We start from the raw sequence: 26,059 nt of genomic DNA on the forward strand, positions 1-26,059 counted from the left end.
CTGCCATCTGTCTGGGAGGACCATGATGACCTTGAAACTCTACCTTCATCCGTTCTCATCATATTGCCAGAAGGCGATAACAGCCTTCTATGAGAAGGACATAGCCTTTGAAATCAGAATGCTCGACGGTACGGAACCGGTAGCCAGCGAGTTCGCTGCACTTTGGCCCTTCGGGAAATTTCCAGTACTATCGGACAATGGAAAACTGGTGTTCGAAGCGACTGGTATCATCGAATATCTTGAGGCTGCCTATCCTCAAACCAAGCGATTGATCCCGTCCGATCCACTTGCCAGTGCAGATGTGCGAATGTGGGATCGATTCTTCGATAACTACATAAACTATCCACAACAGCGCCTTGTTTATATTGCACTTGGCCGAGAACACGATGACGGCGGGAACCGCTGGCGAGCGGCGTTCGATACAGCCTATGCATTTCTGGATCGGCATATGGAGCAGCGAGAGTGGGTCTCGGGCGATGATTTCAGCCTGGCCGACTGCGCTGCCGCACCTTCCCTGCTCTACGCAGACTGGACCTATGCCATTCCCCCCAAATTTACCAATGTTTGGGCCTATCGCAAACGCCTGCTTGCACGACCGAGTTATGCCCATGCGCTCGATGAAGCACGGCCTTTTCGTCAGCTATTTCCGTTGGGAGCGCCTGAAGAAGGTAGAGACTAGAGGCCTACCGTGGAGAGGCGATCAGCTGGCCTGTAGAGACGTGCTGCATGACTTCCATCGGAATACCATAGATTTCCTCAAGGCGTTCCGGCACCATGATCCCCTTGGGTGTCGATTGCGCAATCAACCTGCCGCTGTGAAGCGCGAACACCTCATCGCAAAAGCGTGCAGCCATGTTCACGTCATGCAGCACGACGAAGACGCTCAGTTCCTTTTCGTGTGAAAGCTTACGCACAAGCGATAGAACTTCGATCTGGTGCGCGATATCAAGCGCCGATGTCGGTTCGTCAAGCAAAAGGCATTCTGCGTCCTGAGCGACCAGCATGGCAAGCCAGACACGCTGACGTTCACCGCCTGAAAGCGTATCGACCAATCGGTCCGCGAAAGGGCCGATCCCGGTCAGCTCAATGGCCTCCTCCACTTTCTGACGGTCGGTTGCTCCGAAGCGGCCAAGGGCGCCATGCCACGGGTACCGTCCCAAAGCGACGAGTTCCTTGACCAGCATGCCTGCGGCAGGCGCCGTCTGTTGTGGCAGATAGGCGAGCTTACGCGCAAATTCACGGTCGCCCCATTCACCGAGTGCTTTGCCTGCAAAGCGTACAATGCCCCCCGAGGCTGGCTGTTGCCGGGCCAGGATTTTCAGAAGTGTCGATTTGCCTGACCCATTGTGCCCGATAAGCGCTGTCAGACTTCCCGCCGGTATCGACATTGTCAGCGGATGCAACAGGGTGCGTCCAGCGACTGAAAAAGTGACATTCTCAAGTTCGAACAGAGCGGAGGTCATCGATCTCATTCCTGATTTTGGTCAACTCTAGGGTCAGGACCTAGATATCTGCCCTGCAATAAAGCAGTTCATCAAAGGTTGATAGTAAAATATGAGAAAGATATACATGTTTTGAGAACCACCATCAGGAAGAAGAATTTGGGCTTCCATCCGCACATGAAGAGCCACATCGAGGACGTCAGCTTGCTGGACGATCTTCATTATCGCGTTTGGAACGGCGCAATAGCCGACGTATGGTCAGTCAATTGCGGGCCAGGCGCACGCGGAGAATATGTTTCAGAAGCGCCGCGCCTTTTTCTAGTCCTTGAAAACAGAGGCGAACTGGCCATCTGCCCTGAACAGACCAGTCGTGCGCTGGCCGATGCGCAACCGCAGCAAAGGCTTTGCTATATCCCCGCGGGCATGACGATATGGAGTCGTGTAACACGCCCGGGAAAACTCAAACATCTCGATCTGCATTTCGATATCGCCGCCCTGCAACAACGCTTCGGTTACGTGCTAAGCAGAGGCAGCATGGAGAAACCACGCCTGCTCTTCTCGAACCCGAAGATCGAACAGATCGGTTCCCTGCTGGCAGAAGAATGCATTTCCAAGGCACCTATGCACGACCTTTATGGGGAGGGTCTGCTAACTGCACTTGTTGCCGAACTCTTTGAATTGCAACTGGAACAACGGACCCGCAACAGCAAACTTTCGCCGCGACAGCTGCGCCGTGTGACCGAATTCATGGAAGTCAATTACGCACGTGTTATCCGCCTGCAGGAATTGGCAGCACTCGCCGGATTGTCCGAATCCTATTTCTGCAGCGCGTTCAAGGCTTCAACCGGCATTTCACCACACGCCTGGCAGATGCAGAAGCGCATCGACCGCGCCCAGATACTGCTTCTGCAACTGAGCGTGTCACTTCCGCATATCGCAGCACTCACCGGCTTTGCCGATCAGGCGCATTTCACACGTGTTTTCAAAAAACTGACCGGCATCACGCCTGCCGCCTGGGTCAGACAGCAGCTCCACTAGACTCGGATCAAGTGATATTCGAGCGGCATTATACATTAGCCAAAGATCATTCAATCAGGCGAAACAACGAGCAATCTTCCAGAAATATCTTGATGTAAACACTCATATTAATTCGCGCTGCGTCGCAGCGCTGACGCATTCGTCGCACCCGGCTATAGCCCTGACGGGCATCAACAAGCCGGAGCACATATGGGATTACTCGAGGGGCTTGCACCGGATGACGACATCGATAAAGCAACATTTCCTGACCCTGCTGGCCAGCGGCGCGGCGCTTGCAGTTCTGCCGCTTTCGACAGCCGGTGCACAAGACGCTAACAATGCGGTTCGCCTCGACACCGTTGTTGTGCAGACAGGAAATGGCCGCAGCGATGAAGGCGTTGCGCCCGTAAACGGCTTCGTACCGACGGCAACGACGACGGGTTCGAAAGACAGCGTTGCCATCGAAAAAATTCCGCAGGCTGTATCGGTCGTGGGCCGGGAGCAGATGGATGCCATCGGCGCGCAGAAACTGGATGAAGCGCTCCGCTATACACCAGGCGTGTTAGGACAGCCTTTCGGCGTCGATAACGACACCGACTGGCTCTATATTCGCGGTTTCGAAGCCACCCAGTACGGCACTTATCTCGATGGCTTGCAGAACTTCAGCTACGGCTTCGGCGGTTTCCTGATCGATAGCTTCGGCATTGAACGTATCGATGTTCTGCGCGGTGCGTCGTCTGCTCTTTACGGCGGCTCAAATCCGGGCGGTATCGTCAACTACATCAGCAAGCGCCCGACCGGCGAACGGTTGCGCTATCTCGAAACAGGCATCAATAGTTATGGCAACGCCTATCTCGGTTTCGACGTCGGCGACAAGGCCAGCGATACAGTCAACTACCGTGTGAACGGTAAGATCCAGGGCGGTGACAATTATACGGACTTCGCAAAGGAGTTTCGCGGCGTCATCTCGCCAAGCATTGAATACAAGCCAGACGAAGCGACAAAGCTGACCATTCTCGGCAACTACACCCATCTTGATCTGACCCACGATGGCGGTGGCTTTCTTCCCTATTACGGCACGGTCGTCCCCACAGAATTCGGCAAAATTTCGCGCAAGCGGAACTTCACCGAGCCTGATATCGACTCTTACAAACGCGAACAGGCTTCCATCGGTTATGAATTCGAACACCAGTTCGACAATGACTGGACTGTGCGCCAAAACGTCCGCTACGGCTTTTCCCATGTGAAAGAACACAGTCTCTATGCGTATGGTTACGAAGGCTTCCTGCCGCAACCAGCGCCAGGCAATCCGAATATTGCCCGCATCAATTTCAAGCACGATACGACGGTCAACACTTTCCTTGCTGACAATCAGCTTGAAGGAACGGTCGAAACCGACGCACTGACACACAACCTTCTGTTCGGTGTGGAGTACCGTTATTTCCGTATCGATCAGATGCAACAGACGGGCGCAGCGACCGTCATCGATGGTTTCAACCCGGTCTACGGTGAGCCGCAGGGGCCGATGTTCGATCCCTATATCGATCAGGATCTGCGACGTCATCAGATCGGCATTTATGCTCAGGATCGAATGGAGTTCGGCGATGGCTGGATCGCGACGCTCAACGGACGTTACGACTATGTTAAGACCGACGCGACAGGATTGCCGAGCTATGAATACAACAAGGGCAAGGCTTCCGGGCGCGCTGGTCTCGGCTATGAGTTCGACAATGGCATAACGCCTTACGTCAGCGTTGCCACTTTCTTTAACCCGATCATCGAAACGCTGGCTGACGGCAGCTACGCTCAACCGGAGACGGGAACGCAGTATGAAGTGGGTGTCAAATACCGTCCGGAACTTTTCGACGGATTGATTACCGCTTCGCTGTTCGACCTAACCAAAGAAAATGCCCTCACCGGTTCCAGTTTCGCTCGCGAACAGCTTGGCAAGGTCAACTCTCGCGGTTTCGAACTGGAGGTTCAGGCGAATATCACCGACGCATGGAAATTGACCGCTTCGGTAACTGCCTATGATCTGAAGATCAAAGAAAACGACAGCAACCCCGATATCATCGGTAATCGCCCCTATCTCCTGCCGGAACAACAGGCCAATGTCTTTGTCGAGTATAAAGTACCGGACGGTGCATTTCAGGGCGTGACCCTCGGTGGCGGTGTACGTTATCTCGGCTCATCCTATGCGGACGAAGAAAACACGCTGAAGGTGCCGGCTGTGGTACTGGCAGACCTGAAACTGGGTTATGAGAAAGACAATTGGGGCGTTGACCTCAATGTCACCAATCTGTTTGACAAGAACTATGTTGCAGGCTGTCAGGGCATCTATGTCTGCGGCTATGGTGAAGGGCGCAAGGCGCTCCTGAAAATCCATACAAAGTGGTGATCTAAAGGCTGGATTTCGAAGGGTGCCGCAGAGCTACGGCACCCTTCGGAGCTGCCTAGATAGTTTGCATGAACTCATGAAGGACGACTGCTTGATTGTGCTCTTCGTCCTTCGCGCCGTATAATAGTGTCAGTCGACCACCTCTTGCCTTGGCACCGGCGATCAAATCCTTCAGCGCTGGCTTTCTTCCTTCGAGTTCCTGGCGATATTTTTTCTGAAAATCATTCCATTTCGCGGGATCATGGCCGAACCATTTACGAAGATCGGTCGACGGCGCGATATCCTTGGCCCAAAGGTCTATATCCGCCTTCTCCTTCGTCATACCGCGCGGCCAGATACGGTCCACAAGTACGCGGTAGCCATCATCTGGCGAAGGAGCTTCATAAATCCGTTTCAATTCAATCGTTGTCATAGGAACCGCTCCTCAATGTCTTTCCGACACATATGGCGGCTGAAACACCTTCGGCAAGGCTAATCCGGCCTCCACGGATGGAAGAAAAAGGCCGCTGCGAATAGGACGATTAACGTCCGACAGGCAACGGCCTTTGATGGCTCAAGCGAAGACGGTCGCGACTGCCTTTTTCGTGGCGGCTACAACCTTGTCTGCTTCCTCGGGCGTGAGGCAGAGCGGCGGAGCAAATCCCAGAATATCTCCTTCCGGCATGGCGCGCCCAATAACATCATTGGCCAACAGCGCAGCAGAAACCTGTGCGCCGACCTTCAGCGACGGGTCGAAAAACTTGCGGTCGTCGCGATCATCGACAAATTCGATTGCCGCCATCAGACCTTCGCCGCGAATTTCGCCGACATGCTTGTGATCGCCAAGCGCATCCTGCAGCGCCTTGCGGAAATAAGCGCCTGTAGAACCGGCATTTTCCACGAGGTTCAGTTCATCTATCAGCTTGAGATTGGCGACACCTGCTGCTGCGCAAATCGGATGGGCGGAATAGGTCCAGCCGTGGCCGATCGGCCCCATCTTGTCTGATCCCTGCACCAGCACCTGCCACATGCGGTCGGAAACAATCGACCCCGAAAGCGGGGCATAGGCTGATGTAAGGCCCTTGGCGATGGTGATCAGGTCAGGCTTCATGCCGTAGTGATCAGAACCGAACATGCTGCCCAGACGGCCAAAGCCAGTGACGACTTCATCGGCAACGAGCAGAATGTCATAGCGATCAAGAACGGCTTGAATTTTCTGCCAATAGCCAGCCGGTGGAGGGACGATACCGCCAGTACCCAGAACAGGCTCGCCGATGAAGGCTGCAATGGTATCCGGCCCTTCTGCAAGGATCATTTCCTCGAGCGTGTCTGCGCAATGTTGCGAAAACTGCTCTTCGCTCATCGAACGGTCAGTACGGCGGAAATAATAAGGGGACTCCGTATGCAGGATCGGCGCGCGCGGCAAGTCGAATGCGTTGTGGAAAGTCGGAAGTCCGGTCATGCTGCCCGTCATCACGCCCGAACCGTGATACCCGCGCCAGCGCGAAATGATCTTCTTCTTCTCGGGACGGCCAAGAATATTGTTATAGTACCAGATCAGCTTGATGTTGGTTTCATTTGCATCCGAGCCCGAAAGACCGAAATAAACCCGGCTCATATGCTCCGGTGCGCGGTCGATAATCATCTTGGCGAGCGTGATGGATACTTCAGTGCCGTGACCGACATAGGCATGATAATAAGCGAGCTTGCGCGCCTGCTCCGCAATCGCATCTGCAATTTCCGTGCGGCCATAACCAACGTTGACGCAATAAAGACCTGCGAAGGCGTCGAGGCTCTTGCGGCCATTTACGTCGGCAATATACACGCCCTCGCCGCCTTCCAGCACACGCGTCGGCGTTTCACCACGGGCGTGCATGCCCATGTGCGTGGACGGGTGAAAGAAATGATCGCGATCCCAGGCGGTGAGTTCATTGCTATTGTTCAACATGGGTATGTTCCTTTCCTGTCGCCACGTTTTCACGCGGCGGTATCGATGCAGAGGTATTTGAGTTCGGTGAAGGCTTCGATACCCTGATGGGAACCTTCGCGGCCAAGCCCGGATTGTTTCCAGCCTCCGAAGGGTATCGGTGCGCCGGTGATCTTTGCGCGGTTGATGGCCACCATTCCGTATTCGAGCGCACGCCCCATGCGAAGCTGCCGTGCACCGTTTGCCGTTACAACGTAGGCAACGAGACCATATTGTGTGGCATTGGCACGTGCGATGACTTCGTCTTCATCATTGAAAACCGTGACTGCGGCTACCGGTCCGAAAGTCTCCTCATGCATGATCGCAGCGGCGTCTGGCACATCGACCAGCAATGTCGGCTCGAAGAACAGTGCATTTTCTCCAGGCCGTTTGCCGCCAACGAGTACCCTGCCGCCCCGCTTCTCGGCGTCATGCACCTGCTCTTCTACCTTGTCGACCGCACGACTATGCATCAGGGGCCCAATTTCTGTTGCCGGATCGAGCCCGTTACCGACCTTCAGCGCAGCAATGCGTGCAGCGAAGGCTTCGGTGAATGATTTCAAGATACCACGCTGGACAAAGATGCGATTTGCAGCAAGGCAATCTTGGCCGGAAGTGGCAAATTTTGCAGCCATGGCGACGTCGACCGCCCGCGTGACATCGGCGTCATCGAAGATGATCAAAGGTGCATGCCCGCCGAGTTCCATGACAAGCCGCTTCACGGTGTTGGCACATTTGGTGGCGATCAGCTTGCCAATTTCCGTTGAGCCCGTGAAGCTCAACGCCCTGACACGCTCATCGCGGCACATTGTGTCGACGATTGGCGCGGCCTTACCGGTTACTACATTGAAGATGCCCGCGGGCATTCCGGCACGTTCGGCCAACTCTGCCAGGGCAAGCGCTGAAAGCGGTGTTTCAGAAGACGGATGCACGACGACCGGACAACCGGCAGCAATCGCTGCGGCTGCCTTGCGCGTAATCATGGCATTCGGAAAATTCCACGGTGTAACAAGCGCCACAACACCAAGCGCCTCATGACGCACGAGCATCTCGGCATCCGCTAGATGGCTTGTTATGGTTTCGCCATTCAGCCGCTTGGCCTCTTCCGCAAACCATTCGATGAAAGATGCGCCATAGTCGATCTCACCACATGATTCTGTCAGTGGCTTGCCCTGCTCCAGCGTCATCAGCAATGCGAGATCCTCGCGATTTGCCGTAACCAGCTCAAACCACCGCCGCAAAACAGCGGCTCGTTCCTGCGGCAGCTTATTCCGCCATGCCGGAAAAGCCTTTACCGCAGCATCGATTGCAAGCGTCGTCTCCGCTTCACCAAGGCCTGCTACACGGGCCAGCCGTTGGCCCGTTGCAGGATCGATAACAGGGAAGGTTTCTGCCTTTTCTCCCGCTACCCAGCGTCCATCGGCATAGCCAAGTTCACGGAAAAGATGCTTGTCCCGAAGCCTGTTAAGCCCGTCATGTTGTATCGGATGATCCAGAACGGCGTTCATTGTTCTTCTCCCAATTCTGGAAGAATCTTGTCACAGGATCGCCCTGGATTCGGACCAAAGGTACATCGACAGACATGCGAGTTGGACTAAATTTTAAAGCCAGACAGTCTGTTTGGGCTAGTCCGTCACGTCCTTGAACAGCGACAAAGGCGCGCTCGCTTTTTCGTCTTTGACCAGCTTCGTCACGATATAGGTGAAGTATCGCTCTATGCCAATGTTCTGGTCCAGAAGGCGGTCGATCAGGCGCTGATAGCCATCGATATCGCGTGCAACGATCATCAAAAAATAGTCCACCCCACCGCCAACCGACCAGCAGGACACAATTTCCGGGATGGCCATGATAGCCCTCTCGAACCGGTCAAAATCGCTTTGACGATGATTACCCAGAGTGATCTGCACAATGACGTGCGCAATGGGGGCTATTTTTCGATAGGCAATGCGTGCGTGATAGCCAGTTACGATACCCGCCTCTTCCAGCTTGCGTAGTCGCAGCCAGCAAGGCGTTGCAGAAAGCCCGGCCTTTTCCGCCAAGGCAAGCTTGGTGATCCGCGCATTCTCCTGAACGGCTTCCAGAATACGCAAATCGACAGCGTCTAGCTTCAAGGAGGCTTTCATTTTGTTGATCCAGCATCTGCAAATATTCCTATTCTCATTGGCATGCCCATGCGTCACTGACAAGGCTGGGGCGTCGAAAAGTCGTTACAGATCAAAATTGTAATGATCCAATATAATTATTGACATGATCACAATGGTCTTTCACACATAGAGCCAAGAACAAAAATCAAGCATATGGGGAACGAGGATGCGGCCTTACGGTTTCGCACGTGGCGCATTATTGCGCCTTCCGTCTGCTCTTTTAGTGCAGCATACGGCGAAACCTGACGCAGTTCTCCCCATTGCATGACGCTATGAGAGGCGGCGCCGTGTCAAAGATGACTGCTGCAATGATTGGTCTTGCTGAAATCGAATCCGCTCGCGACAAGCTGAAAGGTCTTGTCGTGAAAACGCCGCTTACGCATTCTGAGTATCTCAGCGAACTTGCCGGAACTCCCGTTTATCTCAAGCTTGAAAATCGACAGACGACCGGCAGCTTCAAGCTGCGCGGCGCGACCAATGCCGTCCTTGGCCTGTCGCTGGAAGACCGTGAACGCGGAGTTGTGACTGCATCAACCGGCAATCATGGACGCGCCCTTGCACATGCTGCATCCGAACAAGGATTGACCGCTACCGTTTGCCTCTCATCGCTCGTGCCTCGTAACAAGGTCGATGCAATCCGCGACCTTGGTGCAGACGTGCGCATTATTGGGAAATCCCAGGACGATGCCATGGATGAGGTCGCGCGGCTGGCCCGCGAAGATGGAATGAACGTCATTCCGCCATTCGACGATCCCCGTATTATTGCCGGACAGGGCACAATCGGCTTGGAAATAATTGATGACAATCCCGACACTGAGACCGTTCTCATTCCTCTTTCAGGTGGGGGCCTTGCTGCTGGCATTGCGGCGGCGGTGAAAGCCCGGCGTCCTCATAGCCGCGTGATCGGGATTTCCATGCGTCGCGGCGCAGCCATGGATGCCAGCCTTAAAGCAGGCAAGCCGGTCAATGTCGAAGAACTGGATACGCTTGCGGATTCGCTGGGCGGCGGCATCGGGCTCGACAATCATTGGACTTTTGCGATGTGCCGCTCGCTGCTGGACGACGTGATCCTGCTCGATGAAGAGGAGATCGCAGCCGGGATAAGACATGCCGCGACACGGGAAGGTGAAGTCATCGAGGGTGCCGCAGCGGTCGGCATTGCCAGCTTGTTGAGCGGCAAGATCAGGCCAACCGGACCAACTGCGGTCATCTTATCCGGTGGCAATATTGATCCTGAACATCACCGCGCAATCGTGGAAAATCGCTATCGGAGGGCGGGCTGATGGCTGAGATGAGAATTCTGACTGAAGCCGACCTGCGACAGATCATAGCCCTCGACATTGAAAGCGTGTCTTGTGTGGAGGGTGCATTCCGCGCGCTCGCCAGCGGCGGCGTCAACATGCCGCCTATTCTTCGGCTGGACATCCCGGCCGAACGCGGCGAAGTCGACGTGAAAACGGCCTACATTCCCGGACTTGACAGCTTTGCCATAAAGGTTAGTCCCGGCTTTTTCAACAATCCCTCCATCGGCCTGTCATCCACCAATGGACTGATGATCCAGTTTTCGGCCAAGACCGGGCTTATCGAGGCGCTGTTGCTGGACAATGGCTACCTGACCGATGTGCGCACGGCTGCAGCCGGTGCCGTCGCTGCAAAATATCTGGCGCGGGAAAATGCCCGTGTCGCCACTATCTTCGGTGCTGGCATGCAGGCAGGAATGCAGCTTGAAGCGTTGACACTGGTGCGACCCATCAACGAAGCGCGGATATGGGCACGCAACGTCAATAACGCGCAAAAAGCGGCAAGAATCTTGAGTGAAAAACTCGGAATTTCAGTGAAGGCAGTCGCAGACGCACAAGAAGCTTGCAACGGCGCCGACATAATTGTCACGACAACCCCATCGGAAACACCGCTCGTCAAGTCCGAATGGCTGGTCCCCGGCCAGCACGTTACTGCGATGGGTTCGGATGCCGAGCACAAGAACGAGATCGATCCTGCCCTGTTCCGGCGTCCAATCATCTATGTTGCTGACAGCCTGTCTCAGACGCGCAGGCTTGGTGAGTTGCATCACGCAATTTCGGCAGGGTTTGTTGCGACGGATACCGTCTTCCCAGAACTCGGCCAAATTGCTCTCAATGTCCCAACATTCCAGCGAAAGGCAGAGGATATAACCTTCTGCGACCTCACCGGAACGGGTGTTCAAGATACGGCAATCGCTCATCTCGCGACGGAGCGCGCCAGCCTGCGCGATGCAGGCACAAAAATCGATTCAACCAAAACTGCAGGAGCCAGTCGATGAGTGTGGAACTCAACTTCACCCGCGCGGAATACGATCAGCGGATAGCCAAAACCCGTCGCGCCATGGAGAAGGCAGGCTTCGATATCATCATAGTCACCGATCCATCCAACATGCATTGGTTGACCGGCTATGACGGCTGGTCCTTCTATGTTCATCAATGTGTTGTGCTTTCAATGGACGGCGAACCGATCTGGTACGGTCGCGGTCAGGACGGTAATGGTGCGAAACGCACTGCATGGCTCAACCACGACAACATTATCGGCTATCCTGATCATTACGTGCAGTCGCTCGAACGTCACCCTATGGATCTTCTGGCATCAATGCTGGAGGAAAAAGGCTGGGGTAACAAGACAATCGCCGTCGAGTTCGACAATTACTGGTACACGGCTGCCGCTCATCACGCTTTGCAGAAGCACTTGCCAAATGCCCGGTTCAAGGATGCGCAAGGACTGGTAAACTGGCAGCGTGCCGTCAAAAGCCCGACGGAAATCGACTATATGCGCAAAGCCGGCCGCATAGTGGAAGCCATGCACCGGCGCATCGTCGACAAAATCGAGCCAGGCATGCGTAAATGCGATCTGGTCGCGGAGATCTACGATGCAGGCACGCGCGGCGTTGACGATTTCGGCGGGGATTATCCGGCCATTGTGCCGCTGCTGCCTTCCGGGCCCGACGCATCCGCGCCGCACCTGACCTGGAACGATCAACCGATGAAGACTGGCGAAGGCACCTTCTTCGAAATCGCTGGCTGCTATAAGCGCTATCATTGCCCGCTGTCGCGCACCGTATTTCTCGGCAAGCCGACACAAGCGTTTCTTGATGCCGAAAAAGCCACGCTCGAAGGCATGGAAGCGGGGCTTGCTGCCGCTCGACCCGGCAACACCTGCGAAGATATCGCAAACGGCTTCTTCGCTGTGCTGAAGAAATACGGGATCATTAAGGACAACCGCACCGGCTATTCAATTGGCCTGTCCTATCCGCCGGATTGGGGCGAGCGCACGATGAGCCTGCGCCCCGGCGACCGCACCGAATTGCAGCCAGGCATGACCTTTCATTTCATGACAGGTCTCTGGCTGGAAACCATGGGGCTGGAAATCACCGAGAGCATCGTAATCACCGAAACAGGCGTCGAGTGCCTGTCGAATGTGCCCCGCAAGCTCGTGGTCAAGGATTAGGACGCTGCGATGATGCACACGTCGCCTCCCTCACGTCCCTCCCCGATCACGCCGACCGTCGATCTCAACCGTGACGGCGTGCAGCACGGACATCTGCGACTGCCGTGGTCCAGAGACGATTCCGCATGGGGATCGCTGATGTTACCGATCTGCGTGATCCGGAATGGAGACGGCCCAACGGCTCTCCTGACAGGCGCCAACCACGGCGATGAATATGAAGGTCCGGTCGCGCTTTACGACCTCGCCGCCAATCTGAAACCGGAGCATATCAGCGGGCGCGTCATCATTGTTCCGGCAATGAACTATCCAGCCTTTCTAGCCGGGACGCGGACATCCCCTATCGACAAAGGCAATCTCAACCGCAGTTTCCCCGGTCGCCCGGATGGAACCGTGACGGACAAGATCGCGGACTACTTTACCCGCTATCTTCTACCCGCAGCCGATATCGTCATGGATTTTCACTCCGGCGGACGAACACTCGATTTCCTGCCTTACGCTGCCGCACATGCCTTGCCCGATACAGCACAGGAAGCGCGTTGCTTTGCCGGTGTGAAAGCCTTTTCGGCCCCCTTTTCCATGCGGATGATCGAAATCGACGCCGTGGGCATGTATGACACCACCGCGGAAGAAGCGGGCAAGGTGTTCGTGACAACCGAACTTTCCGGCGGCGGCACGATTTCAGCCCGCACGGCTTCAATAGCCAAACGCGGCATTCGCAACCTTTTGTGCCATGCGGGCATTTTGCATGGAGAGGTGGAGCTTTCCCCTACGACCTGGCTCGATATGCCATCGCAGGAATGCTTCGGTTTTGCTGATACCGAAGGTTTGCTCGAGCCATTGATCGACCTCGGCGCGGATGTACGCAAGGGCGATCTCATTGCGCGTGTTCATACTGTGGCCCGCACCGGCGTGGCTCCGCAGGAATATCGCGCCGCACTCGACGGGATTCTCGCTGCCCGTCATTTTCCTGGCCTTATCAAGATGGGTGACTGCCTGTCGGTCATTGCCACGATCAGCGAGGAACCGACCTCGGGATAAATCGAATAATACCAGCCAACTGACAAGCCGGACAACAAAACAACCGGCATTCAAAAAGAGGAGTGAACACGATGCACATGAAACTTCATACGATTTCCGCCCTGTTTTCGGCAGCGGCAGTCCTGGCTCTCACGCTTCCGTCCCAGGCCGTTACGGTCGATGATCTCAAGAGCGCGGGCTTCGTTCGTGGAGCCACCGCCAACGAAGTGCCATACGGTTACATGGATGAGAGCGGCGCGGCCAAGGGCATTGGTCCTGACGTCGCCGCTGCAATTTTCAAAAAGCTTGGCATTGAGGAAGTCGATTGGACAGTTACTCCATTCGGCTCGCTCATTCCCGGCCTGAAAGCCAAACGGTTCGAGTTTGTCGCGGCTGAGCAGAATGTCCTGCCGGATCGCTGCAAACAGGTGCAATTCACTGTTGCAAATTCGAGTTACGGCGAAGGTCTTCTGGTCCCCAAGGGTAACCCGAAGAAAATTCATTCCTATGAAGACATCAAGAAGGATCCGTCGCTGAAAGTTGCGATCGTTTCAGGTGCAGACCAAATCGATTTCCTGCATGGAATGGGTATCGATGAATCACAAATCGTCATGATCCAGGGCAATGCCGATGCGCCGTCGACGGTTCAGACCGGACGCGCTGATGCCTATGCCGCAACGGAGTTGACGGTGGCCAAACTGGTCGACAATTCGCCGGAACTGGAACAGGCGCATCCATTCACCGATCCTGTCGTCGACGGCAAGTCTGCGAGAAGTTTCGGCGCCTTCAGCTTCCGTCCGGAAGATAAGGAGTTCTACGAAGCCTTCAACAATGCGCTCATCGAGTTCAAGAAGACTGACGACTATAAGAAAATCCTTATGACCTATGGACTTAGCGAGGAAAGCGTAGAAGCTGCCCGAACTGTGGATACGGCCAGCCTCTGCAAGGCAAAGTAAGTTGAATTACAGCCCGCCGAACCGGTTAACGGCTCGGCGGGCCTTGTCTCATCTCAACCGGGAGACGAACATATGCACTGGACGGAATATCTTCCTGCCCTCTTCAAAGGGGCGCAAATCACCGTCGTTCTAGCACTCAGTTCGATGGCCATCGGGACTATATTGGCATTCGCTGCCGGGATTGCCCGATTTGCCGGTGGGCCGATCCTGTCAACGATTGCGGTGATCTATATCGAGATATTCCGCGGCACCTCGCTGCTCGTGCAGCTATTCTGGCTCTACTATGCCTTGCCATTGATCGGCATTTCATTTGATCCGATCACGACGGGCATCATGGGGCTTGGGTTCAATATTGGTGCATATGGCGCCGAAGTGGTGCGCGGTGCCTTGCAGGCTGTTCCGGAAGCACAGCATGAAGCGGCGCGTGCGCTCAACTTCAGCAAGAGCCATACCTTGTTTCATGTCATTCTGCCGCAAGCGGTGGTCGAAATGATGCCAGCGTTCGGTAATCTCGCCATCCACAATCTCAAGGATACCGCGCTTGCATCGCTGATCGCAATCAGCGACCTCACCTTCCAGGCCCAACGCCTGCGCAATCTGACACTCGACAGCGTGACGATCTATACATTGACCCTGTTTGGCTACTTCGCAATGGCACTCGTACTTGCTTCGGCTATTCGTTGGCTGGAACGGCGTCTGAAACGCCAGACCATGGCTGGAGGTTTCGCATGATCTACGGCTATGCCTGGGACACCTCGTCCACGCTTTCTTTCGCAATTTCCATTCTGCCAATTCTGGCGATTGGACTTACCGTAACTCTGAAAGCCGCTGCTACCGGCTTTGCAATTGCGCTGGTTCTTGGCCTCGTTTTCGCACTTCTGCGCCGCAGCCCTTACAAGATCATTTCATGGCCAACAGCAGTCGTGGTGGAATTTCTGCGTGACACGCCGCTGCTGGTGCAGCTGTTTTTCCTCTACTACGTGCTCCCGGTCTATGGCATTGTTCTGCCCGCTTTTCTAACTGGCGCTCTGGCACTTGGCCTTCAATATTCAGCCTATACGTCAGAGGTTTATCGCGGCGGCATAGAAGCTATTCCGCGCGGACAATGGGAAGCGGCACGCGCCCTGAACCTTACGCCATGGCGCACCTATCGCGATATTGTCATTCCGCAAGCCGTGCCCAGGATTATTCCAGCCATGGGTAACTACCTTGTCTCCATGCTCAAGGAGACCCCGGTTCTATCTGTCGTCAGCATTGTCGACATGCTGAACCTCGCCAATCTGATCGGCGACCGTACCTTCGAATATCTGGTGCCGCTGTCGATGGTCGGCCTGATCTTCCTCGTACTGACCATTATCTGTTCGACGCTGATACGCCTGCTCGAACGCACACTTCCAAAGAACGGGATCGCTCTGAAATGACCCAAGAAATTATCCGCTTTCAGGACGTAACCAAGCGCTTCGGGGCGCTGACGGTACTGGATCGCTTCAATTTTTCGGTCAAAACCGGTGAGAAGGTCACGCTCATCGGCCCATCGGGATCGGGAAAATCGACAGTGCTTCGCATCCTCATGACGCTGGAGCCCTTTCAGGAAGGCACGCTCGAACTCGCCGATATGTCCTATCACGAGCCAAACGGAAAAGGACAATTTCAGGCGAGCGAAGGCCATTTGCGCAAAATCAGATCGCATGTCGGCATGGTCTTCCAGAGCTTCAATCTGTTTCCGCACATGTCGGTGTTGCGCAATATCATCGAGGCCCCAATCCATGTTCTGGGCATGAAGCGTGGAGAAGCGGAGGCTCGTGCACTCGATCTGCTCTCGCTTGTGGGTTTGACAGACAAGAAGGATCACTATCCTTCACAGCTTTCAGGCGGTCAGCAACAGCGCGTAGCCATCGCACGTTCTCTGGCCATGCGTCCGCGCGTGCTCTTGTTCGACGAACCGACATCCGCGCTTGATCCGCAGCTTGTCGGCGAAGTTCTTTCCGTCATTCGCGGCCTGGCGCAGGAACATGACCTGACCATGCTTCTTGTGACACATGAAATGCGTTTTGCCCGGGAAGTATCTGACCGTGTTTGCTTTTTCGACAAAGGACGCATCTGCGAACAAGGCACACCGGAGCAGATATTTCAGGCACCCACCGAGGCCCGCACCAAGGAATTCCTCCAGTCCGTGCTTTAGGGCAACAACAGGTCAACCGCCTAAGCGATTGACCCCACATCATAGACAGGCGGCAATTGGGCGAAGGTCTCGCGGATCGTTTCGAGTGCCGTCTGCAGAGCGGAACGTGAGAGCCGCCCGCCAAGGCAGATGCGAATGCCGCCCTTACAACGATCGGCGCCTGCCACGAATGGATCGGACGGCGTGACCGCTACGCCTTTGTTGGCAAGCGCACGCACCAAACCATCCTCAGACCAGTTGTGAGGAATTTTCAGCCAGGCACACAGCGACAGCGGATTGCTGCCCGCCACATGCGAACCCAGAGTATCGGTAACTTGTGCTTGACGGGATCGCAGTTCACTACGCTGCATTTCAATCAGCTCGGCTGCAGTGCCATCTTCGATCCAGCGGCTGGCCATTTCACCCATAAGATTGACTCCACTCCAGCTTGTCACGCGCAAAATGGATGTAACCCGAATGGAATATTGGGTCGGCACAACGAGATAGCCAGTGCGCAAGCCGGTCATGACCGTCTTGGTGAAGCTTGTTACAAAGAAGCCCAATTCCGGCAAAAGTTCCGGCATGGAGGGCAGTTTCTCTTCGAGAATAGGTTTGTAGACTTCATCCTCGATAACGCATACCGCATATCGCCGCGCTATTTCAGCAATTGCAATTCGGCGTTCGGTTCCCATCAGGTGGCTGGTCGGATTACCCAGTGTCGGGATCATCACAAGTGCACGAATGTCGCCGGCCTTGCACGCGGTCTCAAACGCATCGGGGAGAATGCCTTGCTCATCAATCGGAAGCCCGCGCAGAGTGAACCCAAGTACATTCGCAAGACCGATAATACCATGGTCGGTCAGGCTCTCTGTGAGGACCACCTCCCCAGGTTGAACGACCGCAGCGACGGCGAGAAACAGCCCATGTGCGGCACCATTCGTGATGATGATCCGGCCAGGATCGACGTCCACTGATAAGCTGCGCAGCCAGTCCCGCGCGATCGCGCGATGCCGATCCAGCCCCGCGATCGGACGACACGGACGCATAAAGCTGGCATTGTCGGACTGACTCATTTGCTCTAGCAGGCGACGCGAGGCATTCTCATGCGCTTCAGTATAAACTGCACGAATGATGGACAGATCTGCGGTTCCGCTAGGATCCCGGTCAAGCATGAACCGATCGGCCCGTTCCGTCACACGGTTGCAGACATAGGTTCCTCGACCAACCTCACCACGTAAATAGCCACGTCGTTCCGCCTCTTTGTAGCTAATACTGACTGTCTGAACCGAAAGCTCAAGCTTGTGAGCCAGATCGCGATGGGTCGGCATACGCGTGGCGGGCAGAAGAACGCCCTTCTCGATATCGTCGACGATTTTATCCGTCAAAAGCCGGTGCTTGGTCACGCCTTTGCGCATTTCCAATATGGGTTCCCACATTTGTCAACCGACTCCATCATGACATATCCCGGATTGTCTTATTATACTGAAAATTCATCATGACAATCTAGTCAAAACAGTAAATATGGAGAAGTCTGTCTCGCTGGCGATGACCGACGCCGATAAGATATAAAACCCAATGAGCCGATCGCCCGTGAGTGTCTGAGATGTGCATAATACTGCACCCAAAATGGCGTTCGGAAACGCCTATGCAGCATCATAAAAGATGACAACACCTACAAAACAAGCTATTGATAGATAAAGATAATTCTATCTTTATCTATACACATCGCTCCTCGCTGCCGGTCGAAATGCGCATGAATGAAAAACGGAGCCCGCAGGCTTCCAAGCCGCAAAATCCAGCCAAACCGTTCCTCGAGAACGAACGCCCGACGCTGAAGACTATTGCATTCATGACCGGTCTCGGTGTGACAACCGTTTCACGCGCCCTGAAGGACGCACCGGAAATCGGTCCGGAAACACGCAAGCGGGTACAGTTGATCGCGCGGCAGATCGGCTATCGCCCTAATCGTGCGGGTGTGCGACTTCGGACCGGCAAGACGAATGTCATTGCGCTCGTCCTGAATACGCAGGACGAGATCATGGGCTTTACCAGCCAGGTCATTCACGGTGTTGCGGATGTTCTGGCTGAAACGCAATACCATCTTATTCTCACGCCCTATTTCCATTCACGGGCACCGATCGAGCCGATCCGCTACATCGTGGAAACGGGTTCAGCCGACGGAATTATATTCTCACGGACTGAACCAGATGATCAGCGCGTTCATTATCTGACAGAGCATGATTTTCCGTTCGCCACTCACGGTCGCACAGATACGGGCATCGAACACCCATATCACGATTTTGATAATTTCACTTTTGCGCTGGATATGGTCGGTAAACTATCCGCGCGCGGACGAAAGCGGCTCGCTTTGCTGACCCCGCCCGCGCATCTCACCTATTACCGGCATATGGTGAGTGGGTTTTATGAAGGGCTGCGGGCTTTTCATTGCAGCGGATCGCCACTTGAGGGCATTGATCTGGATACACCGCTTGAGGACTTGCGGCAGCATATTGCTCAGTTGATGAAAAGACCTGATCGACCGGATGGTATCATCTGCTCCGGCAGTGCAGCAGCGCTGGCAATCGTCGCCGGTGTCGAAGATGCCGGATTGAACATAGGCAATCAAGTCGATGTGGCAGCCAAACAATCGACGCAGATTTTGCATTGGTTTCGCCCAGGGCTGATTGTCGTCGAGGAAAGCTTCAAACTGGCCGGGCAACAACTTGGTAAAGCCATTCTGGGCCGGATCAATGGCGTCGATGTCAAATCCTTGCAGACAATCGGGTAAAAATGGGCGGAGGCCACTCCGATCCCGCAGGATCGGAGTGGCCTCCTATCGCTCGGGAGGAGCGATGCAAAGTCAGTTTGCCGCCCGCTTTTTTCTATTCTCTGCTGGCCGCAACAAGGATTCTGCTGCGGCAATATCGAGTGCTTCCGGGCGAGTGCAGCGTGTTTCAATATCGATGAAACGCTTTTCTTCGCCCGACTTTAGAATAGCCAGCATGACATCGACCCCATGCAGTGCGCGTTCCAGAGAACAACGCATATCGCGACCGTCGAGAACGGCAGCCGCCATATCCGCCAGACCCGCTGTTCTATAGTTGGCCATCATACCTTGCGAATGCTGTTCATTGGCAATACCAAAAGGGTGTTCCCAATTCTCGACAGGTTTAGCCGGCTCACCTGGCTTCGCCAGTTGCACTTCCCCTCCAAAAAAGTTGGGGTCCGGCAGATAGAGCGATCCTTCGGTGCCATATAGTTCCATATTCGCATGGCGGTGCGCCCAGACATCCCAGCTCGCTGAAAGGGTTATTGTTGCCCCCTGTTCGAATTCCAACAGTGCGTGAATGGTTGTCGGCGTCTCCACCGGCACGGTATCGCCTTTGCGCGGTTCCGAACTGATCGTGCGCGTGGGGGTAGCGGCAGAAGTCAAAGCTGCAACACGCTTCACTGGCCCGATGAGATTGACAAGATTGGCGATGTAATAAGGCCCAAGATCAAGGATCGGCCCCCCGCCCTGTCGGAAGAAAGAGTCAGGGTTCGGATGCCAGTGCTCCATGCCATGGCTCATGACGTGACATGTGCCCGACGTGATGCGACCGACATTACCGTTATCGATCTCACGGCGTGCCAACTGGTGTGCACCGCCAAGAAACGTGTCGGGTGCGCAACCCACTTTCAGATTCCGACCATCGGCAAGTGCCTTCAGTTCCAGCCCCTGTGCCATCGAGAGAACCAGTGGCTTTTCGGAATAGGCGTGCTTGCCTGCGGCGAGAATCTGCTTCGTAACAGCATAATGGGCATCGGGAACTGTCAGGTTGACGACAATATCGATATCGTCATTCTGAAGCAGCTCATCGATAGTCTGCGCTTTTATGCCAAACTCTTCCGCACGTAACTGGGCAGCGGCGGGATTAATGTCGGCGCATGTTCTTATTTCGATGCCTCGAAACATGGGAGACAGCCGCAGATAGGCTGCGGATATATTGCCGCAACCGATAATGCCGACACCAAATGTCTTGGTCATTTCGTTCTCCTACTCAGAAATTCCTGACAGTTTCGATAGAACGGCTCGCAAATCGGCTGTCATCCGACGGATTGTCGTGTTCCATGACGAAATAGCGGACAGGTGTCTTGTGCAAAGCCGTAAACAGTTCAGCCCAGTCGACAGTTCCGTGCCCAACATCTTCCCAGCCGTCTTCGTCTGCTTTTTCACCGGTTATAGCGATGTCCTTGACGTGGACCGCAAGAATGCGGTCGCCATAACGTCCGATCCATTCAAGCGGATCAGCACCACCCTTAATGATCCACGCAATATCCGCCTCCCAAGCGAGGTCGGGTGACGCGTCAAGAATGTGTTCCTGCGGCACCGAACCATCTGCCAAAGGACGGAATTCAAAATCGTGGTTGTGCCAGCCAAACGCATAGCCTGCCTTGCGATAAGGCTCACCGGCTGCAGTCAGGCGCTTTCCGAATTCCTGCCAACCGGCAACGCTATCCGGGCGGCGATCCGCATCAAGATAGGGGCAGAAAATCGCCTTCATATTGGCGACCCTGGCAATTTCCAGAACGCGGTCGACTTCGTTTTCCAGCATATCCAGACCAAAGTGCCCGGTAGGCATGGAGAGCCCCAAGGCGTCCAGGTCTTTCTTTAGCTGAACCGGATCACCGTAAATTCCGCCATAGCCCTCTACCCTACGATAACCGAGGTCACGCAGCATGGTGAGCGTGCGCTCCAATGGCTGGAAATTGCGGGAGCTGTAAAGTTGATAGGAATATCCGTTCATGTCCTCATCCTTCAAACTCTGTCCTGAATGGTGTCGGGCTTTCTTGCGGGCAAAATATTCCCGCACGGCCCGAAGCGATCTTCGTGCCATTCACTGAAAGCCAATAGCTTCGCCTCTTGCAGAAGGCTCTTATGGGGAGCGCTTTTCGTTATTCATCTAAAGTCTCTCCTCCGTATGGGCATCGAAAAGCGATAGGGCATCGGGTTTGAAGCCTATCCTGACCTTCTCACCTGCCCGGTAACGTTTACCGGCCTCCACCCTCGCCGCTAGCGGATGACCGTTCAAGCGAAGCCAGACCAGACTGTCGGCACCCATCGGCTCGTCCAGATCGACGGTGGCTTCAAAACCATTTTCGACGTCAAGCCTGATATGCTCTGGTCGAATACCGAGGGTCACCTTCTGTCCTGGCACCAGTCTCCCGTCATATCCATCGAGCCGCACGGCAGTCTCTCCGATATGGAATATGGGGCCGGCTTTGGCGGCCGTGATTTCTCAGGAAAAGAAATTCATCGACGGCGAGCCAAGAAAACCTGCGACGAAACGGTTCTTGGGGCGATGGTAGATCGTCAGCGGATCAGCCAGTTGCTGAACCACGCCACCCTTCATCACTGCAATGCGATCAGCCAATGTCAGGGCTTCGATCTGGTCGTGGGTGACATAGATCATCGTATTGCCAAGCTTCTGGTGAAGTCGCTTGATCTCGACCCGCAGTTCAGAGCGCAATTTTGCATCAAGATTGGAAAGCGGTTCGTCGAACAAAAACACATCGACGTCTCGCACCAGAGCGCGGCCGATCGCAACACGCTGACGCTGCCCGCCCGACAGTGCCGAAGGTTTGCGCTGCAGCAGGGATTCAATCTGGAGAATTTCGGCCGCACGCTTGATGCGCTTGTCGATCTCCGCTTTCGGCAAACCGGCAACCCGCAAGCCAAAGGAAAGGTTCTTTTCAACAGTCATCTGCGGGTAAAGCGCATAGGACTGAAAAACCATGCCGATGCCGCGATCCTTCGGCTCTTCCCACGTAACGTTACGCCCATTGATGAAGATGCTGCCTTCCGAGATATCGAGAAGACCCGCCACACAATTGAGCAGCGTCGACTTTCCGCAACCGGAAGGTCCGAGAAGCACGAGGAATTCGCCCTCCCCGATTTCCAAGTCGAGATTCTGCAACACGTTGACTGAGCCGAAGTCGAGTGAAAGATCCTGGATGGAAACGCTTGAACTCATAAACTCATCCCTTCACTGCACCGGCGGCGATACCGCGAACAAAATAACGGCCTGAAAGAAAGTAAACGAGTAGCGGCACGGCACCTGTGAGAATGGTGGCGGCCATATTGACGTTATATTCCTTCACACCCTGCATGGAGTTGACGATATTGTTCAGCTGGACAGTCATCGGAAAATTCTGCGTTCCCGCAAACACCACGCCGAACAGAAAGTCGTTCCAGATGCCGGTCACTTGCAGAATGATGGCGACGACGAAGATCGGCAGCGACATCGGCAGCATGATCTGGAAGAAAATGCGCCAGAACCCGGCACCGTCCACACGCGCAGCCTTGAACAGTTCCGGCGGCAGACCGGCGAAATAATTGCGGAACTACAACGTCAGGATCGGCATACCGAAGATGGTATGGATAAAGACAACGCCCGTCAGTGTGCCGAATATCCCAAGCTCGCGCGTAATTATAACGAGCGGATAAAGCATGACCTGATACGGAATGAATGCCCCAAACAACAGGACAGAAAAGAAGATTTCCGATCCTTTGAACTTCCAGTTTGCCAGGGCATAACCATTGACCGAAGCAATGGCGATGGAAACCATCACACTCGGCACGGTGATCTTGATGGAATTCCAGAAACCCGCGCTGATCCCCTCACAGTAAAGACCGGTACAAGCCTGACTCCATGCCTTGACCCATGGTTCGAATGTGACCTCGACCGGCGGTGAAAAAATATTGCCGAGCCGGATTTCCGGCATGCCTTTTAGGGATGTGACAACCATCACATAGAGCGGCAGCAGGTAGTAAACGGCTGCAACGAACAAAATGCTGTAGAGCATGATGGTAGCTGGCGCAAAACGGCGTTTTGGTTTGCGACCCCGAGGTTGCGAAGCCTGTCTCTGTGCCAGACGGGTCTGGGTTGCTCCCTCGATTTCGGTTGGCATCTTCCTGTTCAGGACAGCTTCCGTCATCGGGCTTTCCTCCGGCTATATTCTAGCATCGTCCACGGAACAAGGATGATCAGAACGGTGGTCAGCATGACTGTGGACGCGGCAAGCCCCTGCCCCAGATTGGCCCAGCCGAACATGAAGTCGTAGACATATTTTGCCGGTACTTCCGATGCGATGCCGGGACCGCCATTGGTCATGGCTACAACCAGATCATAGAGTTTGACGATGCCTGTCGCGATCAATACGACGGTCGTGACCAGAACTGGACGCATCATGGGCAAGATGATGAACAGATAGGTTTTCCACTTCGGAATTCCGTCAACGCGCGCGGCTTTCCAGATTTCATCGTCAACATTGCGTAGCCCGGCCAGCATCAGAACCATGACCAGACCCGTCATCTGCCAGAGCCCGGCAATGACAATGGCATAGATGACGTAGGTCCGGCTCGACAGGATCGCCATCTGGAAATTGTCGAAGCCGATGTCGCGAATGACCTTCTCCAGCCCGAGCTGCGGATTGAATATCCACTGCCAGACAAGACCAGTCACAATGAACGACAGGGCATAGGGATAAAGAAAGATCGTGCGAAACGTGTTTTCGAAACGGATTTTCTGATCCATCAGCGCTGCGAGCGCAAACCCCATCACAAGCGAGAAGCCCATGCAGAGGATGCCATAGATCGCCAGATTGCGGACAGACACGTACCAGCGGGTTGCGGAAAACAGGCGCGTATATTGGTCGAAGCCGACAAAGTTCCACGTCGGCAGCGATTTGGAAGACGTGAAGGAATAGAAGACCGTCCAGAGCGTGCAGCCGACGAAGACCACGAGAACGGTCGCGATCATCGGAAGCGCTGCAACCTTCGCATTGAGATTGCGAAATATTCCCAGTGGTTTTCGACGATTAGCCTCGTCCATGACGGCCATAATATTCCTCCCTGTCCCGGATTTCGGGCAACCTTGCACCGTCGTCTTCCGCGACGTGCAAGACCTGAACGAGACTATTGTGCCTGTTCGATAATCTCCGCAAAACGCTCCTGAATGTCATCGACCGTCATGTCGGGATTGGAGAAAAACTCAGCCGCCAGACTTTCGATCTGCCCCTGCGTATCCGGTGCGCGCAACTGCTCCACGGACGGGACGATATTGTCTGGATCTTTCAGAATATCGATACCGGCGCGCATGCAACTTGAAGCTGCATCAAGATCAACATCGCCACGGATTGGAAGCGACCCCTTGGCAAGATTGAAAGCAACCTGCGTCTCCTTGGAAACGAGCATGCTTGCCAGTTTGAGCTGCGCTTTGGTAACTTCCGGATCCTTATTCTTCGGGAAGTAGATCGCGTCGCCGCCGGTATCCAGATACTGGTGATTACCAAGGCCGGGCAGGCAGTCATAATCCTTGCCTGCAACCTTGCCCGCAGTACCGAACTCGCCCTGCGCCCAGTCTCCCATAATCTGGGTACCGGCGCGACCAGTCAGCACCATATTGGTTGCCTCGTTCCATGAACGACCGACATACCCCGGATCGGCCAATGATCGCGCCTCTGCCAGCGCTTCGAAGACCTTTTTCATTTCCGGGCCACGCGCTGCCTCGGCATCCTTATCCTTATTCACCTTCAGATAGAGATCTTTACCGCCAATTGCGGTTGTCAGAACGGTCAGCATGCCGTTCACCTGCCAACCGTCGCCGGTTGCCAATGGTACGATGTTCTTTTCCTTGAGCTTGGGACCGGCAGCGACAAGATCATTCCAGTTTTTCGGCGGCTCGGCTCCCGCATCACGGAATGCCTGCGGATTGATCCACATCCACTCCCAGGAGTGAATATTCAATGGCACGCAATAAAGACGCCCTTTATAAGTGCAGGATTCCAGAAGGCTCTTCGGGCGAACGAAGTCTGCCCAGCCTTCCTTCTCTGCCAGTTCCGTCAGATCGGTCATCAAACCGCCCTGAACCAGCTCTTCGGCCTGCCGTCCGTGATTGAGCTGCGTGGCCCCCATGGGATTGCCGCCAAGAATACGGCTGATAATGATCGGGCGCGCGGTGGCGCCGCTACCGGCAATTGCGCCATCAACCCATTTGTCGCCGCCGAGCGCGTTATACTTTTCGGCCAGCACCTTGACCGCAGCAGCTTCGCCACCCGATGTCCACCAATGCGTAACTTCGAGATCGGCAGCCGAAGCCGAACTTGTTATTGTCAACGTTGTCATAGCCAGACAAACGGATGCGGCGAGTACCTTTTCTCTTCCAGACAACATTTCATATCCTCCCAAATCTGAAACGTTACAGGTATGGAATTCAAAAAGACTTCTCTTGCAAGCCCTTAATTTTCGACAATCGAGATTTGGTACCAAAATGCCAAATAATTCATTGATTTATCTTGTTTTTCTCGAATCACGCTTCCTCATTGAATGGCTCTTTTTTACTCATTACCCCCATTGGAGCTCACCAATAAGTATCCAGATTTATATAATCTGTAACGTTACAGATTGTGATCACGCAAGAAAAAGGGCACCCATGAGGGTGCCCTTTTTCTTAATTCAGAATAC

Annotated in this window: 22 protein-coding genes and 2 pseudogenes; 12 read left to right on the plus strand and 12 right to left on the minus strand. The window is 54.6% G+C overall.

All coding sequences use genetic code 11. The annotated features are described in order from the left end of the window. The first annotated feature begins 25 nt into the window (after positions 1 to 25). Positions 26 to 679, plus strand: a complete 654-nt coding sequence (locus CQZ93_RS21060) for a glutathione S-transferase family protein (protein WP_105544495.1) — start codon at positions 26 to 28, stop codon at positions 677 to 679. A gap of 4 nt (positions 680 to 683) precedes the next feature. On the opposite strand, the gene CQZ93_RS21065 is transcribed toward CQZ93_RS21060, so the two are convergent. Further along, complete coding sequence (locus tag CQZ93_RS21065) at positions 684 to 1,463, minus strand: ATP-binding cassette domain-containing protein (protein WP_105544496.1); 780 nt, start codon at positions 1,461 to 1,463, stop codon at positions 684 to 686. Between the two features lie 156 nt (positions 1,464 to 1,619). Between CQZ93_RS21065 and CQZ93_RS21070 the strand changes: the two genes are divergently transcribed. Together CQZ93_RS21070 and CQZ93_RS21075 are read left to right on the plus strand one after the other, a co-directional pair. Then, complete coding sequence (locus CQZ93_RS21070; protein ID WP_286154234.1) at positions 1,620 to 2,480, plus strand: helix-turn-helix transcriptional regulator; 861 nt, start codon at positions 1,620 to 1,622, stop codon at positions 2,478 to 2,480. A gap of 217 nt (positions 2,481 to 2,697) precedes the next feature. Then, positions 2,698 to 4,857: a TonB-dependent siderophore receptor gene (locus CQZ93_RS21075; protein WP_105544498.1), complete on the plus strand. Its 2,160-nt coding sequence runs from the start codon at positions 2,698 to 2,700 to the stop codon at positions 4,855 to 4,857. Positions 4,858 to 4,912: 55 nt separating this feature from the next. Here CQZ93_RS21075 and CQZ93_RS21080 read toward each other — a convergent pair whose 3' ends face one another. From CQZ93_RS21080 to CQZ93_RS21095, 4 genes are all read right to left on the minus strand, one after another. After that, positions 4,913 to 5,269 carry a DUF488 domain-containing protein gene (locus tag CQZ93_RS21080; protein ID WP_105544499.1) on the minus strand — a complete coding sequence of 119 codons (357 nt, stop codon included), beginning with the start codon at positions 5,267 to 5,269 and terminating at the stop codon, positions 4,913 to 4,915. Positions 5,270 to 5,410: 141 nt separating this feature from the next. Further along, the gene (locus CQZ93_RS21085) at positions 5,411 to 6,784 is read right to left on the minus strand and encodes an aspartate aminotransferase family protein (RefSeq protein WP_105544500.1); all 1,374 of its coding nucleotides are present in this window, start codon (positions 6,782 to 6,784) and stop codon (positions 5,411 to 5,413) included. Between the two features lie 29 nt (positions 6,785 to 6,813). Then, the gene (locus CQZ93_RS21090) at positions 6,814 to 8,310 is read right to left on the minus strand and encodes an NAD-dependent succinate-semialdehyde dehydrogenase (protein ID WP_105544501.1); all 1,497 of its coding nucleotides are present in this window, start codon (positions 8,308 to 8,310) and stop codon (positions 6,814 to 6,816) included. A gap of 117 nt (positions 8,311 to 8,427) precedes the next feature. Then, positions 8,428 to 8,913: an Lrp/AsnC family transcriptional regulator gene (locus CQZ93_RS21095; protein ID WP_105545250.1), complete on the minus strand. Its 486-nt coding sequence runs from the start codon at positions 8,911 to 8,913 to the stop codon at positions 8,428 to 8,430. Positions 8,914 to 9,254: 341 nt separating this feature from the next. On the opposite strand from CQZ93_RS21095, the gene eutB reads away from it, so the two are divergent. The 8 genes from eutB (at position 9,255) to ehuA (ending at position 16,575) form a co-directional block, all read left to right on the plus strand. Continuing rightward, the gene (gene eutB / locus CQZ93_RS21100; RefSeq protein ID WP_105545251.1) at positions 9,255 to 10,229 is read left to right on the plus strand and encodes a hydroxyectoine utilization dehydratase EutB; all 975 of its coding nucleotides are present in this window, start codon (positions 9,255 to 9,257) and stop codon (positions 10,227 to 10,229) included. Continuing rightward, positions 10,229 to 11,245 carry a cyclodeaminase gene (locus CQZ93_RS21105; RefSeq protein WP_105544502.1) on the plus strand — a complete coding sequence of 339 codons (1,017 nt, stop codon included), beginning with the start codon at positions 10,229 to 10,231 and terminating at the stop codon, positions 11,243 to 11,245. Before eutB ends, CQZ93_RS21105 begins: the two co-directional genes overlap by 1 nt. Then, positions 11,242 to 12,420 carry an ectoine hydrolase DoeA gene (gene doeA / locus CQZ93_RS21110; RefSeq protein WP_105544503.1) on the plus strand — a complete coding sequence of 393 codons (1,179 nt, stop codon included), beginning with the start codon at positions 11,242 to 11,244 and terminating at the stop codon, positions 12,418 to 12,420. Before CQZ93_RS21105 ends, doeA begins: the two co-directional genes overlap by 4 nt. 9 nt (positions 12,421 to 12,429) lie before the next feature. Further along, on the plus strand, positions 12,430 to 13,458 hold the full coding sequence (doeB, locus tag CQZ93_RS21115) for a N(2)-acetyl-L-2,4-diaminobutanoate deacetylase DoeB (protein WP_105544504.1): 1,029 nt from the start codon (positions 12,430 to 12,432) through the stop codon (positions 13,456 to 13,458). Between the two features lie 71 nt (positions 13,459 to 13,529). Then, positions 13,530 to 14,393 carry an ectoine/hydroxyectoine ABC transporter substrate-binding protein EhuB gene (gene ehuB / locus CQZ93_RS21120; protein ID WP_105544505.1) on the plus strand — a complete coding sequence of 288 codons (864 nt, stop codon included), beginning with the start codon at positions 13,530 to 13,532 and terminating at the stop codon, positions 14,391 to 14,393. A 72-nt stretch (positions 14,394 to 14,465) separates the two neighbouring features. Beyond that, positions 14,466 to 15,125: an ectoine/hydroxyectoine ABC transporter permease subunit EhuC gene (gene ehuC / locus CQZ93_RS21125; protein WP_105544506.1), complete on the plus strand. Its 660-nt coding sequence runs from the start codon at positions 14,466 to 14,468 to the stop codon at positions 15,123 to 15,125. Beyond that, on the plus strand, positions 15,122 to 15,814 hold the full coding sequence (gene ehuD, locus CQZ93_RS21130; protein WP_105544507.1) for an ectoine/hydroxyectoine ABC transporter permease subunit EhuD: 693 nt from the start codon (positions 15,122 to 15,124) through the stop codon (positions 15,812 to 15,814). The genes ehuC and ehuD overlap by 4 nt, the downstream gene beginning before the upstream one ends. Then, positions 15,811 to 16,575: an ectoine/hydroxyectoine ABC transporter ATP-binding protein EhuA gene (gene ehuA, locus CQZ93_RS21135; protein ID WP_105544508.1), complete on the plus strand. Its 765-nt coding sequence runs from the start codon at positions 15,811 to 15,813 to the stop codon at positions 16,573 to 16,575. Before ehuD ends, ehuA begins: the two co-directional genes overlap by 4 nt. 20 nt (positions 16,576 to 16,595) lie before the next feature. On the opposite strand, the gene ehuR is transcribed toward ehuA, so the two are convergent. Further along, positions 16,596 to 17,990, minus strand: coding sequence for a MocR-like ectoine utilization transcription factor EhuR (gene ehuR / locus CQZ93_RS21140; RefSeq protein WP_105544509.1), 1,395 nt, complete (start codon positions 17,988 to 17,990; stop codon positions 16,596 to 16,598). A gap of 317 nt (positions 17,991 to 18,307) precedes the next feature. Between ehuR and CQZ93_RS21145 the strand changes: the two genes are divergently transcribed. After that, positions 18,308 to 19,342, plus strand: a complete 1,035-nt coding sequence (locus tag CQZ93_RS21145) for a LacI family transcriptional regulator (RefSeq protein WP_181153445.1) — start codon at positions 18,308 to 18,310, stop codon at positions 19,340 to 19,342. Positions 19,343 to 19,414: 72 nt separating this feature from the next. On the opposite strand, the gene CQZ93_RS21150 is transcribed toward CQZ93_RS21145, so the two are convergent. The 6 genes and pseudogenes from CQZ93_RS21150 to CQZ93_RS21175 form a co-directional block, all read right to left on the minus strand. Beyond that, the gene (locus tag CQZ93_RS21150; protein WP_105544510.1) at positions 19,415 to 20,581 is read right to left on the minus strand and encodes a Gfo/Idh/MocA family protein; all 1,167 of its coding nucleotides are present in this window, start codon (positions 20,579 to 20,581) and stop codon (positions 19,415 to 19,417) included. 13 nt (positions 20,582 to 20,594) lie between these two features. Further along, positions 20,595 to 21,341, minus strand: coding sequence for a sugar phosphate isomerase/epimerase family protein (locus CQZ93_RS21155; protein WP_105544511.1), 747 nt, complete (start codon positions 21,339 to 21,341; stop codon positions 20,595 to 20,597). A 156-nt stretch (positions 21,342 to 21,497) separates the two neighbouring features. After that, positions 21,498 to 22,568, minus strand: a pseudogene (locus CQZ93_RS21160) (ABC transporter ATP-binding protein). A 4-nt stretch (positions 22,569 to 22,572) separates the two neighbouring features. Continuing rightward, a pseudogene (locus CQZ93_RS21165) lies at positions 22,573 to 23,505 on the minus strand (carbohydrate ABC transporter permease). A gap of 23 nt (positions 23,506 to 23,528) precedes the next feature. After that, a complete protein-coding gene (locus CQZ93_RS21170) occupies positions 23,529 to 24,437 on the minus strand; it encodes a carbohydrate ABC transporter permease (RefSeq protein WP_105544512.1) in 909 nt (302 codons plus the stop codon). Positions 24,438 to 24,511: 74 nt separating this feature from the next. Then, on the minus strand, positions 24,512 to 25,768 hold the full coding sequence (locus CQZ93_RS21175; RefSeq protein ID WP_105544513.1) for an ABC transporter substrate-binding protein: 1,257 nt from the start codon (positions 25,766 to 25,768) through the stop codon (positions 24,512 to 24,514). Between the last annotated feature and the right edge of the window lie 291 nt (positions 25,769 to 26,059).

Source organism: Ochrobactrum vermis, from assembly GCF_002975205.1.
GTDB classification, from domain to species: Bacteria; Pseudomonadota; Alphaproteobacteria; order Rhizobiales; family Rhizobiaceae; genus Brucella; species Brucella vermis.

Excerpts from the sequence above, each read along its gene's own strand:
- CQZ93_RS21080 (WP_105544499.1), bottom strand. The coding sequence starts at position 5,269 with ATGACAACGATTGAATTGAAACGGATTTATGAAGCTCCTTCGCCAGAT.
- CQZ93_RS21075 (WP_105544498.1), top strand. The coding sequence starts at position 2,698 with ATGACGACATCGATAAAGCAACATTTCCTGACCCTGCTGGCCAGCGGC.
- ehuB (WP_105544505.1), top strand. The coding sequence starts at position 13,530 with ATGCACATGAAACTTCATACGATTTCCGCCCTGTTTTCGGCAGCGGCA.
- CQZ93_RS21090 (WP_105544501.1), bottom strand. The coding sequence starts at position 8,310 with ATGAACGCCGTTCTGGATCATCCGATACAACATGACGGGCTTAACAGG.
- doeB (WP_105544504.1), top strand. The coding sequence starts at position 12,430 with ATGATGCACACGTCGCCTCCCTCACGTCCCTCCCCGATCACGCCGACC.
- CQZ93_RS21065 (WP_105544496.1), bottom strand. The coding sequence starts at position 1,463 with ATGACCTCCGCTCTGTTCGAACTTGAGAATGTCACTTTTTCAGTCGCT.
- CQZ93_RS21145 (WP_181153445.1), top strand. The coding sequence starts at position 18,308 with ATGAATGAAAAACGGAGCCCGCAGGCTTCCAAGCCGCAAAATCCAGCC.
- CQZ93_RS21060 (WP_105544495.1), top strand. The coding sequence starts at position 26 with ATGACCTTGAAACTCTACCTTCATCCGTTCTCATCATATTGCCAGAAG.
- ehuR (WP_105544509.1), bottom strand. The coding sequence starts at position 17,990 with ATGTGGGAACCCATATTGGAAATGCGCAAAGGCGTGACCAAGCACCGG.
- eutB (WP_105545251.1), top strand. The coding sequence starts at position 9,255 with ATGATTGGTCTTGCTGAAATCGAATCCGCTCGCGACAAGCTGAAAGGT.
- CQZ93_RS21150 (WP_105544510.1), bottom strand. The coding sequence starts at position 20,581 with ATGACCAAGACATTTGGTGTCGGCATTATCGGTTGCGGCAATATATCC.
- ehuA (WP_105544508.1), top strand. The coding sequence starts at position 15,811 with ATGACCCAAGAAATTATCCGCTTTCAGGACGTAACCAAGCGCTTCGGG.
- CQZ93_RS21105 (WP_105544502.1), top strand. The coding sequence starts at position 10,229 with ATGGCTGAGATGAGAATTCTGACTGAAGCCGACCTGCGACAGATCATA.
- doeA (WP_105544503.1), top strand. The coding sequence starts at position 11,242 with ATGAGTGTGGAACTCAACTTCACCCGCGCGGAATACGATCAGCGGATA.
- ehuC (WP_105544506.1), top strand. The coding sequence starts at position 14,466 with ATGCACTGGACGGAATATCTTCCTGCCCTCTTCAAAGGGGCGCAAATC.
- CQZ93_RS21170 (WP_105544512.1), bottom strand. The coding sequence starts at position 24,437 with ATGGCCGTCATGGACGAGGCTAATCGTCGAAAACCACTGGGAATATTT.
- CQZ93_RS21175 (WP_105544513.1), bottom strand. The coding sequence starts at position 25,768 with ATGTTGTCTGGAAGAGAAAAGGTACTCGCCGCATCCGTTTGTCTGGCT.
- ehuD (WP_105544507.1), top strand. The coding sequence starts at position 15,122 with ATGATCTACGGCTATGCCTGGGACACCTCGTCCACGCTTTCTTTCGCA.
- CQZ93_RS21155 (WP_105544511.1), bottom strand. The coding sequence starts at position 21,341 with ATGAACGGATATTCCTATCAACTTTACAGCTCCCGCAATTTCCAGCCA.
- CQZ93_RS21085 (WP_105544500.1), bottom strand. The coding sequence starts at position 6,784 with ATGTTGAACAATAGCAATGAACTCACCGCCTGGGATCGCGATCATTTC.
- CQZ93_RS21070 (WP_286154234.1), top strand. The coding sequence starts at position 1,620 with ATGAAGAGCCACATCGAGGACGTCAGCTTGCTGGACGATCTTCATTAT.